This window comes from Kordia antarctica, from assembly GCF_009901525.1.
In the GTDB taxonomy this organism is placed as follows: domain Bacteria; phylum Bacteroidota; class Bacteroidia; order Flavobacteriales; family Flavobacteriaceae; genus Kordia; species Kordia antarctica.
The window spans coordinates 866545-883746 of record NZ_CP019288.1 but is presented as its reverse complement, the minus strand read 5'-3'; the positions used below and the strand labels follow the sequence as shown (position 1 = coordinate 883746).

Below are 17202 nucleotides of genomic sequence, written 5' to 3'. Positions count from 1 at the left end.
CATAGCTGAGCTAAACAGGCAAAACACAACGTACACAAAAACTCAATCCATTGAATATAAACTTAATTGATAGACTCCTTGCAAATGGAGTCAAACTAACAATTGATGAAGGTAATTTGAAAATCAATGCTCCAAAAGGAGTAATGACAGCGGCGCTATTGGCTGAAATTAAAGAAAACAAAGAATTCTTAATCACGTTTTTATCGACAGATAATAAAATTCCGAAAGTTGAGTTGAAAGAAAAATATCCTGTTACGTCAACACAGCGTAATTTATGGATCACAAGTCAATATTTTGGTGCAAAAACGATTTATAATTTATGTAAAGCTTTAGAATTAGAAGGAGCAATTGAACCTGATAAATTTGAATTAGCCGTTGCATACGTTATCAAAAGACATGAATCATTACGAACTAAATTTGAAGAAGATAGTTTAGGAATTGTACATCAAATTGTGGTGCCTTTTGAGGAAACGGAAACTGTTTTTTCTTTTGAAGATTTAAGCGATACTAATGACGAAGATGAAAAGCAAACCATAAAATCGTTCAATAACTATATTTTCGATCTTACAAAACCTGGATTATTCAGAGTAAAATTGCTTAAAAAATCAGCGTCTACCTATATATTCTTATTCAACCTTCATCATATTATTTGCGACGGTTGGTCAATGGAAGTGCTTTCGCGAGAAATTGTAATGGCGTATAACTCACTATTACAAGGACAAGAAATCACGCTTCCTGAATTAAGGATTCAATACAAAGATTACGCAACTTGGAAACAAGGAAATGTAAGTGAAGCTTCTAAAACATATTGGGTTGATCGTTACAAAGATGAATTGCCAGTTTTAGAACTTCCATTCTCAAATACGCGTCCAAAAATAAAAACATACAATGCCAAAGCAATTTCATATGAGTTTTCAAGTGAATTTGGAGAAGCACTACATAAGATAACTGCTCAATATGAATTAACAACATTCATGGGATTAATGGCTGGAATCAATTGTCTGTTTTACAGATATACCAACAATCCTGATAGTATTCTTGGAACTTCTTCCGCAGGCAGACAGCATGCAGATTTGGAAAATCAAATTGGATTGTTTCTAAACATAATGGCAATTAGAACTTCTTTTTCTAAGGAAGATTCATTTGCAGATTTTTTAAAAATACAGAAGAAAACACTTTTAGATGCGTACAGTCATCAAAACTTTGGATTAGAATCTTTACTAGATACAATTACTATAAAAAGAGACGCCTCTAGAACGCCATTATTTGATGTATTTGTAGTACTTCAAAATCAACGAGGAGTTGTTTCTCAAAAAAATCAAGATTTAAGCGATATAAAAGTGCGTCCAAAAAAGCAAGATATCGTTGCTACAGAATATGATTTGAGTTTTTCTTTTACTGAAAATGAAGAAAAAATGTTTCGTGTTGCTTTAGAATACAATACAGATTTGTACGCACATGAAGTTGCTAATAATTTGCTAATGCATTTAGAGTATTTCATTATAAATGCGAGTAAAACACCAGAAGCATCAATTTCAAAGATTAATTATATTCCTGATGCTGAAAAATCATTATTGTTAAAAGATTTCAATAATACAGCCGTTTCGTATGATACAAACTCAATGCTTACATCTATAGAAAAAGCAGTTGAAAATTCACCAAATCAAATTGCAGTCAATGATGATATTTCAAAAATAACTTATGCAGAATTAGCTTCACAATCCGATCAATTAGCACAACATTTACTTGCGAATGGAATAAAAAAAGGAGCAGTTGTCATATTAAGTTTGCCAAAATCTGTAGAACTCATTGTTGGTATTATTGGAATCATGAAAGCAGGAGCAACATATTTACCTTTAGATCCTTCATACCCAATTAAACGATTAGACTATGTGATTGAAGATAGTGGAGCAGATTTTATTCTGACAAACAATGCTGTAAAAGGGTTTTTAAAAACTACTACAAACATCATTTGCTTTGAAGATTTACAACTAATAAGTTCTCAAGAAGTCAATTTGCCAACCATTGAATCTACACAAACGGCATATATAATTTATACTTCAGGAACTACTGGAAATCCAAAAGGAGTAACCATCACACATCAAAACCTTGCGAACTTCTTTCTAGGATTGGACACAAAATTTGGGATCGCAACACAGTTAGAAACATGGCTGTCTGTAACAAGTATGAGTTTTGATATTTCTATTTTAGAAATGTTATGGACACTTACCAGAAGTAGTACCGTAATTTTACAACAAAGTAGAAGTGTAGCCATAAACAAAGCAAAAAAGATAGATTTCGGATTGCTCTATTTTGCTTCGCAAGATGTCATTACAGAAGAAAACAAATACAATTTATTGCTGCAAGGAGCCACGTATGCAGATGAGAATGATTTTAAATCTATTTGGGTTCCAGAAAGACACTTTAATAATTTTGGTGATCAATTCCCAAATCCTGCTATTGTGGCGGCTGTTGTAGCTTCAACCACAAAAAATATTACCATCCGATCGGGAAGTGTCGTATTGCCATTACACGATCCTGTCATGATTGCAGAAGATTGGTCAATGGTTGACAATATATCAAATGGAAGAATTGAAATATCAATTGCTTCCGGTTGGCATCCAAACGATTTTATATTGGCGCCTGATGCGTATGCAGAACGTCACAAAGTAATGCGAGACCATTTGGATGTCTTAAAAAAATTATGGAGTGGAGAATCGATTACACGTAAAAATGGAGTTGGAGAAGATTTCAATTTTAAAATTCACCCAAAACCAATTCAAGAAAATTTAAAAATTTGGATTACTGCATCAAGAAGTATAGACACTTTTATCTATGCAGGAAGTATTGGCGCGAATGTTTTGACACGATTATTAGGTCAAAATGTAGATGAAATTACTCTAAAAATAAAAGCATACCGAGAAAGTCTGGAAAAACACGGATATGATCCTGAAAAAGGAAAAGTAGCAATTATGTTACACACTTTTATTAGTGATGATTTAGAATATGTAAAAAATACGGTAAAAGAACCATTCAAAAAATACTTAGCACATTCTATTGAATTGATGCGCCCAATTGTAAAAGAGTTGAATCTTGATATGGAAAAAGATTTCGACCTGATTGTGGACATGGCATTTCATCGCTTCTATGAAACGAGTTGTTTATTTGGAACACCAGAAAGTTGTTATGATCGTGTAAAACAATTACATGACATTGGCGTAGACGAAATAGCATGTTTACTTGATTTTGGGATAGATACGAATATTGTTATTGACAATTTACAACATCTAAAAACGCTCAAAACAATATTTGAACGTAACTATCATCAATATCAATTTTTGCAAGAAGAAACAAACAAAGCATCAGGTATTGATTTGATTGAAAAATATGAAGTTACACACCTTCAATCAACACCTTCATACATTCAAGAACTCATCCAAACGGAAGAAGGAAAAAGTGCATTACAAAAAATTAATACGTTACTCATTGGTGGAGAAGCATTGCCAGTACATTTAGCAAACTCAGTATTAGACTTGCGAAAAAAGTCAATCTTCAATATGTATGGACCAACAGAAACGACGATTTGGTCTACAATTAAAGAAATCACTAAAACTGATGAAGTAACCATCGGAAAACCAATTGCAAATACGCAAGTATACATTTTAGATGCGCAAAAAGAATTGTGTGCCATTGGAATTATTGGAGAATTATACATTGGAGGCGATGGTGTTTCTGCAGGATATTTAAATCGTAAAGAACTCACCGATGAACGATTTATTCAAAATCCATTTAATTCTAATGATGAAAAAATATACAAAACAGGCGATTTGGCAAAATGGCTTTTTAATGGAGAATTGGAATGTTTAGGAAGAATTGACGGGCAAGTAAAACTTAGAGGACATCGTATTGAATTGGGCGAAATTGAAAAAACATTACAAACCAAGGAAACAATTACAGATGCTGTAGTTGATATAATAATAAATGATGCAGGCGAAAAAGAACTCGTTGCGTATATCATTTCACCAGAAAAAGAAGGGATAGAGCATTTAAGAAATCATGTGTCAAAATATTTGCCACAATACATGATTCCGAGTCAATATAAATACGTACAAGAATTTCCAAAAACGCCAAATGGAAAATTGGACAGAAAAGCGTTGTCGTTTATACAAGGAGCTTCTGTAAGGACAACTGTTGCATATGTAGCGCCAACAAATGATGTAGAAACAAGTCTTGTAAAAATATGGCAAAACATATTACAAAAAGATAAAATAGGAATCTACGATAACTACTTCGATTTAGGTGGCGATAGCTTAAAAGCAGTACGAATTTCCTCGGAAATTCAACGCGAATTTGATATCAGAATTGAAGTAACTAAACTTTTCAGCGAACCCAATATTGCTGAATTGGCTATCGAAGTCACAAATCATTTAAAACAAAAAGAAATCATACCTCATGATGAGGTTGCAGATCGCGTCATCATCTAATCAAACTACTAACTTATAATTACAAATTTTAAAAAAAAAATGGAACATACAGGAAAATATTATTTGAAACTAAATGTTGCTATTGAAGCATTAATTGATAGATGGTATGCTTGGTCTCATCTTGTATCTCCTGCTACGGCAGCGATGAATATTAAAGAAAGACACATAAAAATTATGCGTTCTTACATTAAAAACCCTAGAATTCATGCAGCAGCAGTTAAAAAGCCTGAAATGATGGGCGGACCTTTTATTGACTACGGAGGAAAACGTGTTGATGAAATACAACAGTTGCATGACACTACTATAGATCAGCGTAGTAATTTATTAGCGTTAAATGATGCCATTCATGAATTGAACGAAATGCTTCAAAAAGAAGCGATAGGTTTTTCATTAGATCCTTTATATAAAAACGTTCCCGAGATTTTACAAGGATTGGTAGAGCTATATTATGATCTTAATAACAAGCCTAATTTCCGCTTTTTTGAATCATTACTTTACAAAAGTGAATTCTATGATGAATCAACACAATCTATTTCGTTACAATTAGTTGAAGCAGATGATGCACGCTCTTTTGTATTGAGTACACCAAGATTAGATGGAGACAACTTAATTCATTTAGATACCAAGTTTAAAGATAGATTGATTGATGAGTTGTTCAAAATGAAAAGAACGCCAAATAGCTATGAAGACATCATGGGGAAATTGAATATTCCTTTAGATAAACAAGAGTTATTCAAAACATACTTTACAACAGAAACTCCAAAAAAATACGAACGCTATTCTGGAAAAGGTGTAAGAACACGCTATTTTGGACATGCATGTGTATTGATAGAAACGAATGAAATTTCGATTTTAGTAGATCCAATCATAAGTTATGATGGATATGAAACAGAAGTAAATCGGTATACAATTAATGACTTACCAGAAGAAATTGACTATGTTTTAATTACACACAATCATCAAGATCACGTATTGCTTGAAACATTACTACAACTTAGACATAGTATTAAAAATATTGTAGTGCCATCTTCTGGAAAAGGAAATCTTCAAGATCCAAGTTTAAAACTCATGTTCCAAGCAATTGGATTTCAAAATATCATTGAATTAGATGATATGGAAACTATCAATTTGGATAAATGTACCATTACAGGTTTGCCGTTTATTGGTGAACATTCGGATATTGATATACGATCAAAATTATGTTATCACGTAGCATTGCATAACGACCTTACAGTAATTTTTGCTGCGGATTCTTGTAATGTAGAGCCAAAAGTATACGAGCGGATTCAAAAAATAGTAGGTGACGTTGATATTATTTTCTTAGGAATGGAATGTGAAGGCGCGCCACTAAGTTGGTTATACGGTCCATTAATGTACAAAAAACTTGATCGTGAAATGGATCAATCGCGCAGACTTGCTGGTTGTGATTTTAAACAAGGAGAAAAGTTAGTAGACATCTTTAATCCAAAAAATGTCTTTGTATATGCTATGGGATTAGAACCTTGGTTAATGTTTATTAGTTCTTTAAAATATACGGACGAATCAAAACCTATTGTAGAATCTAACAAATTGGTTGAGGAATGTAAGAGTAGAGGAATCGATGCAGAACGTTTGTTCGGAGAAAAAACGATTGAATACTAAATCAAAGACTTAACACCAGCCACAATGAAAAAACTTAAAAATATAATTTATCAATTACATCAGCAAAATATAAAATTAACACTAAATGGTGATAATATTGAAGTTGCGTCAATAGATAATAAAATTTCTCCTGAGCAAATTCAATTAATTAAATCTCATAAAAGTGAACTAATTGAATATTTAAAAACATTGGAGAACAACAACAACTCCATGTCAAATATAGCCGTGATTCCTACATCGCAGAGTTATAAGATGTCTGATGCACAAAGAAGATTGTGGTTGGTATGTCAAATGCAAGAAACCTCTATTGCCTATAATCTTCCAATATCGGTTGAATTAAAAGGAACATATGATCGAGACTGTTTTGTAAAAGCAATTGAAGCTACTATTGAACGACACGAAATACTCAGAACTGTATTTAAAGAAGATGCACAAGGAGAAATTCGTCAATGGATTGTACCAGCAAACGAATTGGATTTTAAAGTTGACTATCAAGATTACCAAGAAGTTGAAAATCCTGAAGAAGCATCCAAAAAATACATTGCTGACGATTCTTATAAATTATTCAATTTAGAAAACGGACCATTAATTAGAGCAAGTTTACATCACCTTTCCGCAGATAGCTATGTGTTTTATTACAACATGCATCACATTATTAGCGACGGTTGGTCACTTGATGTATTGGGAAAAGATGTAATGACGTATTACAATGCGTACAAAAATGATACAACACCTGAATTAACGGAACTTCGCATACAATACAAAGATTATGTAGTTTGGAGTGATGAGCAACACAACAAAGAAGCAACAAATGAAAGCAAAGAATTTTGGAGTCAAAAACTAGCAGGTGAGCTTCCTACTATAGATTTGCCAGGACAAAAATTGCGTCCAAAATTTAAAACAAGTAACGGTCATGTATTACAAACAATAGTACCAGCAACACTTTCTACAAAGTTGAACAACTTTTTAAAAGAGCAACAAGGAAGTTTATTTACAGGACTTATTGCGGCATTAAAAACAACATTATATAAATATACAGCCAAAAGAGATATTATAATAGGTTCGCCAGTTGCAGGAAGAAATCATCCTGAATTGGAAGATCAAATTGGGTTTTACGTAAACAATTTAGTACTCAGAAATGAAATTGATGCGAACGATTCTTTCCTATCCTTTTATTCAAATGTAAAGAAAAACACGTTAGAGAGTTTTGAACATGCATTATATCCTTTCGATCTTTTAATTGAAGATGTTGGAATTGTATATGACATGAGTAGAACGCCCATATTTGACATTTCGCTAACGCTTCACAATCCTACGGAAACGGAAAGTAATGAACCATTAAATACCAATAAAGTCATTGATCTTGGTAAGGGCGTTTGTAAAAATGATATTGAATTTCATTTTCGTCCAATAGGTGATTGTATCTCCATTATAGTGAAATTTAACAAAGACATTTATGATACGGTTACCATTGCTAATTTCTTAAAACACTTCAAACAATTACTTGCAGAAGTACTAGAAAAGCCGCACGCCAAACTAGATCAAATTACGTATTTGTCACCTTCAGAAACGGATGAAATTTTAACAGTATTCAACATAAATACATTAGCATATCCAAAAGAAGAAACCTTAGTAAGTCTATTTACAAAACAAGCCGTTTTAACACCTGATACAAAAGCAATTGTTTTCAATAATACATCACTAACGTATAAAGAATTGGATGAAGTGTCAAACCAATTAGCACACTGTTTTATAAAAGAACATAACATCGAATCTAATGATACTATAGCAGTAAAACTGGATAGAAGTGAGCAATTTATCATCACAATACTAGCTATTTTGAAAGCTGGAGCTTCTTACATACCAATTGATACGAATTATCCGCAAGAGCGTAAAGAGTTTATTTTGAATGATGCCAAAGTGAAAATGCTTGTAACAGATTCAAACTACATTTTTGATTTAGATTATTATGAAGGCAACCTTTTCGCAATTGATATAGATTTTGAAGCCGCTGAATATGACAAAACGCAACCAACTGTTGAGGTAAAAGCATCAGATGTAGCCTATATCATTTACACAAGTGGTTCAACAGGAACGCCAAAAGGAGTTATGATTCAACATAAAGGAATCGTGAATACAGCAATGGCAATTATCAATGGTATGAACTTAAAAGAATGTAAGCATTCACTACAATTTGCTTCCTATTCATTTGATGCTTCCGTATTTGAAACCTACAATGCACTACTTTCTGGTTCAACCTTATATATGGTTGATGAAAATACCAGAAAAACGCCTGCACTTTTAGAACAATATATTATTGATCATAAAATAGAAACAGCTACGTTGCCGCCATCGTATCTAAAATTAATGAACATGGAAAGCCTGAAAAGCTTGAAAGTGTTAGTAACGGCAGGAGAAGCAGCAGTTTATGATAAAGTAATGGAATATCTTGAATTTGGAGGTGTTTATTACAATGCGTACGGACCAACAGAAACGAGTATTTGTAGTTGTGCTTTTAAAATGACGAAAGGAACGGAAGTTTCAGGAACGCAAATTCCTATTGGAACACCAATTGCCAATGTACAAATGTATGTTTTAGACGCACATAACCATATACAACCAAAAGGTGTCGTTGGCGAATTATGTATTTCAGGTGCAGGACTTGCTAAAGGATACCTAAATCGTGAAGAATTAACAGCAGAAAAATTTATTTCGCATCCTTACATTAGTGGAGAACGTTTATACAAAACGGGCGACATGGGACGTATGTTAGAAAATGGTGCTATTGAATTTGTCGGTAGAGTAGACGATCAAGTGAAAATACGTGGACATCGAATAGAATTAGGAGAAGTATCTTATCAATTAGAATCAAAAGAAGACATAGAAGAAGTTGCTTTATTAGTGATAGATGATGAAGCAGGCGATAAAGAATTAGTAGCGTATATCGTGTCTAAAAAAGAACAAAACACCATAGAAATTCGCCAGTTCTTATCAAAAAGATTACCAGATTATATGTTGCCAAGTCAATATATTCAAGTTGATAAAATTCTATTAAACACAAGTGGAAAAGTTGATAGAAAAGCACTTATAGCTTTAAATGCTGGAAACCTTTCTGCTGAAGTGGAATATGTTGCTCCAAGAAATGAAATAGAAGAAAAGGTTCATGAAATTTGGAGTTCCATCTTAAAGATAGAAAAAATTAGCGTTAAAGGCGATTTCTTTGTCTTAGGAGGACAAAGTTTGAAAGCAACTTCGCTTATTAACGAATATCAAAAAGCGTTTGGCGCAAAGCTAACACTAAAAGAACTATTTGAAAATATCACGTTGGAATCGCATGCAACAATGATTGCTTCCGCGAATAAGGTAAGCTTTGAAAGCATTCCTGAAGTTGTAGCCGCAGACAATTATAAAGTTTCTCGTGCACAACATCGTTTATGGGTTCAAAGCCAGTTTGAAGATGCTTCGATGGCTTACAATATTCCGCTATCGATCAGAACGAACATTGAAAATGTGGAAAGTTTCGAAAAAGCAATTCATGCTGTAATTGAGCGTCATGAAATATTACGAACAGTTTTTAGAAAAAATGAAGAAGGCGAATTGCGTCAATGGGTTTTAGATCCATCGGAAACAAATTTCGCTATTGCGCATCATGACATGCAGCACGAAAACAATCCGGATGCGGAAATTAGAAATTACATTCAACAAGATTCCCATGTAACTTTCGATTTAGAAAAAGGGCCATTATTCAGAGTTGCTATTTTTAAAGCTTCGCACGATTCATATACCATCTATTACAACATGCATCATATTATAAGTGACGGTTGGTCAATGAATATCTTGTCTAAAGACATTATGTCGTATTATGAAGCGTTCAAACAAAATAAAACACCAAATCTTGCAGAATTAAACATTCAATACAAAGATTATGCAGCTTGGCAATATTCTAAATTGAAAGAAGAAGCATTTGAAACAGATCAAACATATTGGTTAAATGAATTTTCAGAAGAACAACCATTTTTAGATTTACCATTTCAAAAACAACGTCCACAACTAAAAACATATGATGGTGACACGCTTGAAACCTATTTGTCACTAGAACAATCTAAAGGATTAAAAACGTTTCTTCAATCTCAAAATGGAAGCTTATTTACAGGTGTTTTAGCATTATGTAACGTACTTTTCTATAAATATACAGGGTTTCATGACATTACAATTGGGACAATAGTTGCAGGAAGAGATCATGCAGATTTAACAAACCAAATTGGTTGTTATGTAAATTCATTGGCATTAAAAAACAAGATCATTCCAACGGAAAGTTTTCAAAAATTTAATAAAAAAGTAGCAACTTCAACTTTAACGGCTTTCAATCATCAGGCATATCCTTTTGATCAATTAATTGAAGATTTAAATGTAAAAGGCGATTTAAGCAGAAATCCACTATTTGATGTACTGTTAGTAGTACAAAATACTGGAGAAGACGAAAAAGGATCTGAAATAACAATAGAATCAAGTTTTGTAGATGAGATTTTTCATCGTAAAAACACAAAATCAAAATTTGACATACAAATAACGTTCAATGAAATAGGAGAACACATCTCTTTTTCCATTACCTACAATACAGCTTTATATGAAGAAACGGAGATGCGTTCATTAATGATGCATTTCAAAAAATTAGTTTCAGAAGTACTTACAAAACCTGAAAAGGCAGTTGGAGAATTAGCGTATTTAAGCGAGAACGAACAACAACAATTATTAGTCGATTTTAATCCGAACAGCGATATAAGCTATCCGAAAGAAGAAACAATTGTCAGTATATTTGAAAAGCAAGTTCAGTTGCGACAACACGAAACAGCAGTTGCTTTTGAAGATAAAAAGTTGTCATATTTAGAATTAGATACTGCCGTAAATCAACTTGCTAATTACCTGAAAGATAGTTGCGATATACAACCACAAGATTTAATTAGTGTTGAATTAGCGCGAAGCGAATGGTTAATTGTTTCAATTTTAGCTGTACTAAAACTCGGTGCGGCGTATGTGCCAATTGATCCAGCATATCCACAAGAACGTATTAATTACATCCGAAAAGATTCAAATTGTAAATTAAGTATCGATGAAGCTACACTTAATGCGTTTCGACTTGTGCAAGCAAAATGTAGTATTGAAAAACCATCAAATGCATTAGAAGCGAATCACTTAGCCTATGTAATTTACACTTCTGGAACCACTGGAAATCCAAAAGGTGTATTAATTGAACATGAAAGTGTAGTTCGATTACTTTACAATGATGCACAATTATTTGATTTCAAGGCAACTGATGTTTGGTGTTTATTTCACTCGTATTGTTTTGACTTTTCTGCTTGGGAAATTTTCGGGGCTTTACTATATGGATCTAAATTAGTTGTCGTGCCAAGTATGACAGCAAAAGATACCAAGTTATTTGCAGAATTATTGTCAAAAGAAAACGTAACAGTATTGAACCAAACGCCTTCGGTATTCAAAATTTTGCAATCAGAAATGGTGACTTCTAAGATAGCACACACTATTAGATACGTGATTTTTGCTGGAGAAGCGTTAATGCCAGAAATTACAAAAGATTGGCATGAAGCATTTCCATCGTGCAAGTTGGTCAACATGTATGGAATCACTGAAGGTACGGTGCATGTAACCTATAAAGAGATTACAATGCCCGAAATCATTGCAAATAAAAGCAATGTAGGAATAGGAATTCCAACCATATCATGTTATGTATTAGATGAAAACTTACAATTAGTTCCTATAGGAGTTAATGGAGAATTATATGTATCAGGAGTAGGTATTGCAAGAGGATATTTGAACCGCCCAGAACTTACGGAAGAACGTTTTATTAAGCATCCGTTTAAGACAAATGAGCGACTTTATAAAACAGGAGATGTTGCTTGTTGGTTGCCTAATGGCGATATGGAATACAAAGGAAGAATTGACGATCAAGTAAAAATTAGAGGTCATCGAATTGAATTAAAAGAAATTGAATTCCAATTATTAGAAAGTGAATCAATACAACAATGTGTGGTATTGGCACAAGAAGATAAAGAAGGAGAAAAAAATCTGGTAGCATATCTTATTTCTGATCAAAAAGAAACGACAACAACGCTCAGAACATTTTTATCAAACAAGTTACCTGAATATATGTTACCAAGTTACTTTATACAAGTAGACGAATTCCCACTAACATCTAATGGTAAAATAGATAAAAGCAAACTATCAAACATTGTTGGAAGACAATTGGAAAGTAATGTTGAGTATACCGCACCAAGAAATGAAGCTGAAGAGCGATTAATTGAAATCTTAAGTGTTGCATTGGATACAGACGCTTCTAAAATTGGAATCCATGATAACTTTTTTGATATGGGAATGAACTCTATTAAACTGATTCAAATTTTAGAGAATTTCAATAAAGAATTCAACACAAGCATAAAACCAATTTCATTATTTGAACATACAACGGTAGATGATTTTATTTCGAATGTATTTTCGAATGAAGACCAAGAAAAAACCTCAGAAACGGAGTTTCAAATTGGAGCTGATTTATCAGAGGAATTAGATGACTTTATTACCTCAATGAATGAATAAGCATATTTTTTAAATCACACTCAATCATCACTTCTATTATTTATGGAACAAACAATTAGAAAAAAAGATATTGCTATTGTAGGGCTTTCAGGAAAATTTCACGGATCAAAAGATATCCGAGAATTCTGGAAAAACCTTGAGCAAGGAAATGAGTTGCTTAAATTTTATACGGAACAAGAATTAGAAGCATTTGGAATTGATCAATCAATTATAAATGATCCTAATTATGTACCTGTGAACTCTATAGCTGCTGGTATAGAGAATTTTGATTATGCATTTTTTGGATATACAAAAGATGAAGCGAAAGTTATGGATCCTCAAATTCGCATGTTGCACGAGCTTGCTTGGTTAGCATTAGAAGATGCAGGTTATCCGCCATCTGAATATGCTAAAAATATTGGCGTATATCTTTCCGCTTCAGGCAATTTTGAGTGGTTAGCACACACAGCTATTTCAAGTCCTAAAAATGTAAATCCGCTGACGCTATCACAATTAACAAACAGAGATTATATCAGTACATTAATTTCATACAGTTTAAATCTTAGAGGACCAAGTTACTTTACATCCACAGCCTGTTCAAGTTCATTAACATCAATTCACTTAGCATGTAGAAGTTTATTAATGCGCGAATGTTCAATAGCATTAGCTGGCGGCGTAAGTATTGATTGTTCCGATTACAAAGGATATTTTTATGCAGAAGGAATGATTACTTCAAAAGACGGACATTGCAAGGCTTTTAGCAACGATTCATCAGGAAGTGTGAAAGGTAATGGAGGCGCGATTATTGCATTAAAAAGAATGGAAGATGCCGTAAATGACAACGATCATATTTATGCAATCATTCGTTCATCGGCAGCTAATAATGATGGAAGAAGAAAAGTTGGATATACAGCTCCAAGTGTAAGTGGGCAAGCAGAATGTATCATGTTGGCACACAAAGTAGCCAATGTTCCGTACAATACAATTTCTTACATAGAAGCACACGGAACAGCAACAAAATTAGGAGATCCAATAGAAATAGAAGCATTAAATAAAGCGTTTAACAATGATGTTTCGCACAAATGTGCAATTGGTTCCTTAAAATCAAACGTTGGTCATTTAGATGCAGCGGCAGGAGTTGCAGGAGTTATCAAAACATCACTAGCATTAAAAAATAAAAAAATACCTGCTTCCTTACATTATGCAGGGCCAAATCCAGAAATCAATTTTGCGTCAGGACCATTTTATGTAAATGATGCATTATCCAATTGGAAACCTATAAACGGAACACCATTACGAGCTGGTGTAAGTAGTTTTGGAATTGGAGGAACAAATGCACATGTAGTATTAGAAGCATATGATTCTGTAAACAAAAAAAGTAGTGAAAGACCTTATGTGTTCATGCCATTTTCGGCAAAAACACAAACGGCACTTGACAATTACACGCAAGATTTTAAAGATTTCTTAAAAGATTATCAAGATACAAACCTTGCAGACCTTTCACATACGTTACAAACAGGCAGAACAAGCTTTAATTATCGCAATTTTGCATTATATAAAAATACAGGAGAAACGTTAGAAGTTTCTTCAATCCAAAATAAAAACAGCGGTACAATTGCTAAGAAAAATAGTACTGTAGTATTTATGTTTCCAGGACAAGGAAATCAATACTTCGCAATGGCGAAAGATTTGTACAGTTCTGAACCATTGTTTAAAGAAGTAATGGACGAAGGTTTCAAAGTGCTTTTAGATATCACAGGAGAATCGTACAAAGATATTTTGGGCTATAACGAAACTGCTGTCGACGAAAATAAAATAAACAACACATTATATACACAACCTATTCTATTCTTGGTAGAATATGCTTTGGCGTCATACTTACTAAAATTAGGAATAACTCCCAAAAACATGATTGGTCATAGTTTGGGTGAATATACAGCCGCATGTATTGCGAATGTTTTTTCTTTAAAAGATGGATTAAAATTAATTACCAAGAGAGCCAAATTAATTAGCAACATTGAAGAAGGAACTATGGTAGCTGTTGGCGTTTCTTCAAGTAGCATAAATTCAATGCTTGATGATTCACTTTCTATTGCAGCTATAAATACGCCTGATTCGTGTATTATTTCTGGAAATGATTCAAACATTACGGCATTTACGGAACTACTTACGCAGAAAGAAATATCATTCTCCATACTAAAAACGTCACATGCTTTTCATTCAGAAATGATGGATGCAATGTTAGGAGATTTTGAAAAAGAGTTTCAACACATCACACTTTCGGAACCAACACTTCCATTTGTTTCGAACCTTACCGGAAAACCAATCACAAAAGAAGAAGCTACTTCTGGAAAATATTGGGTGCGTCATTTGCGTGAAACGGTTCGCTTTGCAGACGGATTAAATCATTTATTAAAAAAATCGAACACAGTTTTTATAGAAGTTGGACCAGGAAAATCAATGCGTTCATTCTACAAACAACTAAGTAAAGACACAAAATATACCAATGTTGGTTTAATGCGTCATCCAAAAGAACAATTTGACGACAGTTTATACTTTACAGATGCATTAGCAACACTTTGGAGTGCAGGAATTAAAATTGATTGGGAAGTGTATTATGCACATGAAGTTCGATATAAAATTTCAGCGCCAACATACAGTTTTGACAAACATAAATTTGAGGTAGAAGTTGACGTGCAAAAAAGTATAATGAATCATTCTTCCATGAATAATGGTATGTTAACACACGATGAATGGTATCATGAACGAAAATGGAAAACAGCTTTATTGCCAACACAAAAAGAAGTTGCAACTATTTCAAACTATCTTGTGTTTTCAGATCAAAATGCTTTGATAGCTCAATTAATTCCTTCATTAACTACTGAAGGAAATAAAGTAATTGAAGTGACAAAAGGGGAAGCGTTTATTAAAATAAGCGATACAAAATTCACAATACGTTCAAACTCTAAAGAAGATTTATCACATTTATTTGATGTGCTAAAGCAAGGTAAAAATCATTTTGATGCCATTATTTATAATTGGAAGCTTCAAGGAGAACTGCAAGATGAAATTGTGCAAACATTCACGACAGTATTAAAAACGTGTAAAGAACTCATTGCTACAGATTCTCAACAACAAAAAAAGATAGTAATTCTCTCCGACTTTAATTATGACATTCTTGGGAATGAACACCTAAATATTGCCGCAGATACTATTAGTATGATTACGAATGTATGCGCACAAGAAAATAAAAACATAACGGCTTTACATATTGATATTGCACAAGAAAAAGTAAATGAAAGACTTATAAACGATATCAAAAACGAGTTGTCCTATAACACAACATCCGGAACAATAGCGTTTAGAAACAATAGAAGATGGGTTGATTTTTATGATAGAATATCAATAGATAGTTGGGAAACAAAACCAGTTATTGAAAAAGGAAAAACATACTTAATTACAGGTGGATTAGGATATTTAGGGAATTTATTAACGAAACACATTTTGGAAACGTACAAAGCTACGGTGATTCTTACGGGACGTTCTCCGTTACCAGAAGCGGCGAACGCTTTAGAGCATCCAAAATTTAAAAAATTACAAAAGCTTCAAGAAATTCATCATGCAGTACATTACTATCAAATGGATGTTTCAGATGAAATATCTGTAAACCAAACCATTGAAACAATTACTCAAAATCATGGAGAAATTTCAGGAATCATTCATGCGGCTGGAAATATTGACAATAACACGTTTAAGTTTGTTGAATCGATTGATGAAAAAAGTACGCTAGAACAGTTTGCGCCAAAAATTAATGGAACACTCAACTTGTATAAAACGTTCAAAAATAAAGAACTTGATTTTGTTTGGATTAGTTCAAGTTTGGCTTCTATTTTAGGAGGATTATCCTATGGAGCGTATGCTGTAGCAAATAGATTTATAGACGCTTTTCTTCAACATCATAAAGAAGAATTAAAACACTGGACAAGTATTAATTTTGATGGATTAGGTGTTGGAGCAATTGAGTCAAAAGAAATCGTTGCTATTTTTGAAAAAACGCATCATCAAACAAACTTCCAACAATACATCATTTCAAGAAGAGATCCGAATCTAGTATTATTACATGCTTCTCAAGAAACAACACAAGAAGCGGAAATGGAAACTGAAGAAGTATTGCAAATACGCGATACCAGTAATTATGTCGCGCCATCAAGCGAAACAGAAAAAACATTGAGTGACATATGGCAATCATTTTTTGGCTATGATAAAATTGGAATCACGGAAGATTTCTTTGAATTAGGAGGCGATTCGCTAAAAGCAATGACATTAATTAAAAGAATGCACAAATTTTACGGCGTTGAGTTGAATTTACTCGATTTTTTCTCCAAACCAAACATCAAAGAACTTGCTGGCGAAATAGATATTGCGCTGAAAATAATTAATGATGAACAGAAAAAAGCACGTACAAACGTCATTAAAATATAAATAAGTA

At 33.1% G+C, this 17202-nt stretch carries 4 protein-coding genes; all 4 read left to right on the top strand.

Annotation, left to right across the window (positions count from 1 at the left end; translation table 11 throughout):
• Positions 1–50 precede the first annotated feature (50 nt).
• Genes IMCC3317_RS03665 through IMCC3317_RS03650 form a run of 4 tightly spaced genes read left to right on the top strand, consistent with a single transcriptional unit; the run spans position 51 to position 17195 of the window.
• Positions 51–4484: a MupA/Atu3671 family FMN-dependent luciferase-like monooxygenase gene (locus IMCC3317_RS03665; protein ID WP_160128153.1), complete on the top strand. Its 4434-nt coding sequence runs from the start codon at positions 51–53 to the stop codon at positions 4482–4484.
• 39 nt (positions 4485–4523) lie between these two features.
• Positions 4524–6125, top strand: a complete 1602-nt coding sequence (locus IMCC3317_RS03660) for an MBL fold metallo-hydrolase (protein WP_160128152.1) — start codon at positions 4524–4526, stop codon at positions 6123–6125.
• Between the two features lie 24 nt (positions 6126–6149).
• Positions 6150–12734, top strand: a complete 6585-nt coding sequence (locus IMCC3317_RS03655) for a non-ribosomal peptide synthetase (protein ID WP_160128151.1) — start codon at positions 6150–6152, stop codon at positions 12732–12734.
• Positions 12735–12776: 42 nt separating this feature from the next.
• Positions 12777–17195: a type I polyketide synthase gene (locus tag IMCC3317_RS03650; RefSeq protein ID WP_160128150.1), complete on the top strand. Its 4419-nt coding sequence runs from the start codon at positions 12777–12779 to the stop codon at positions 17193–17195.
• Positions 17196–17202: the final 7 nt, after the last annotated feature.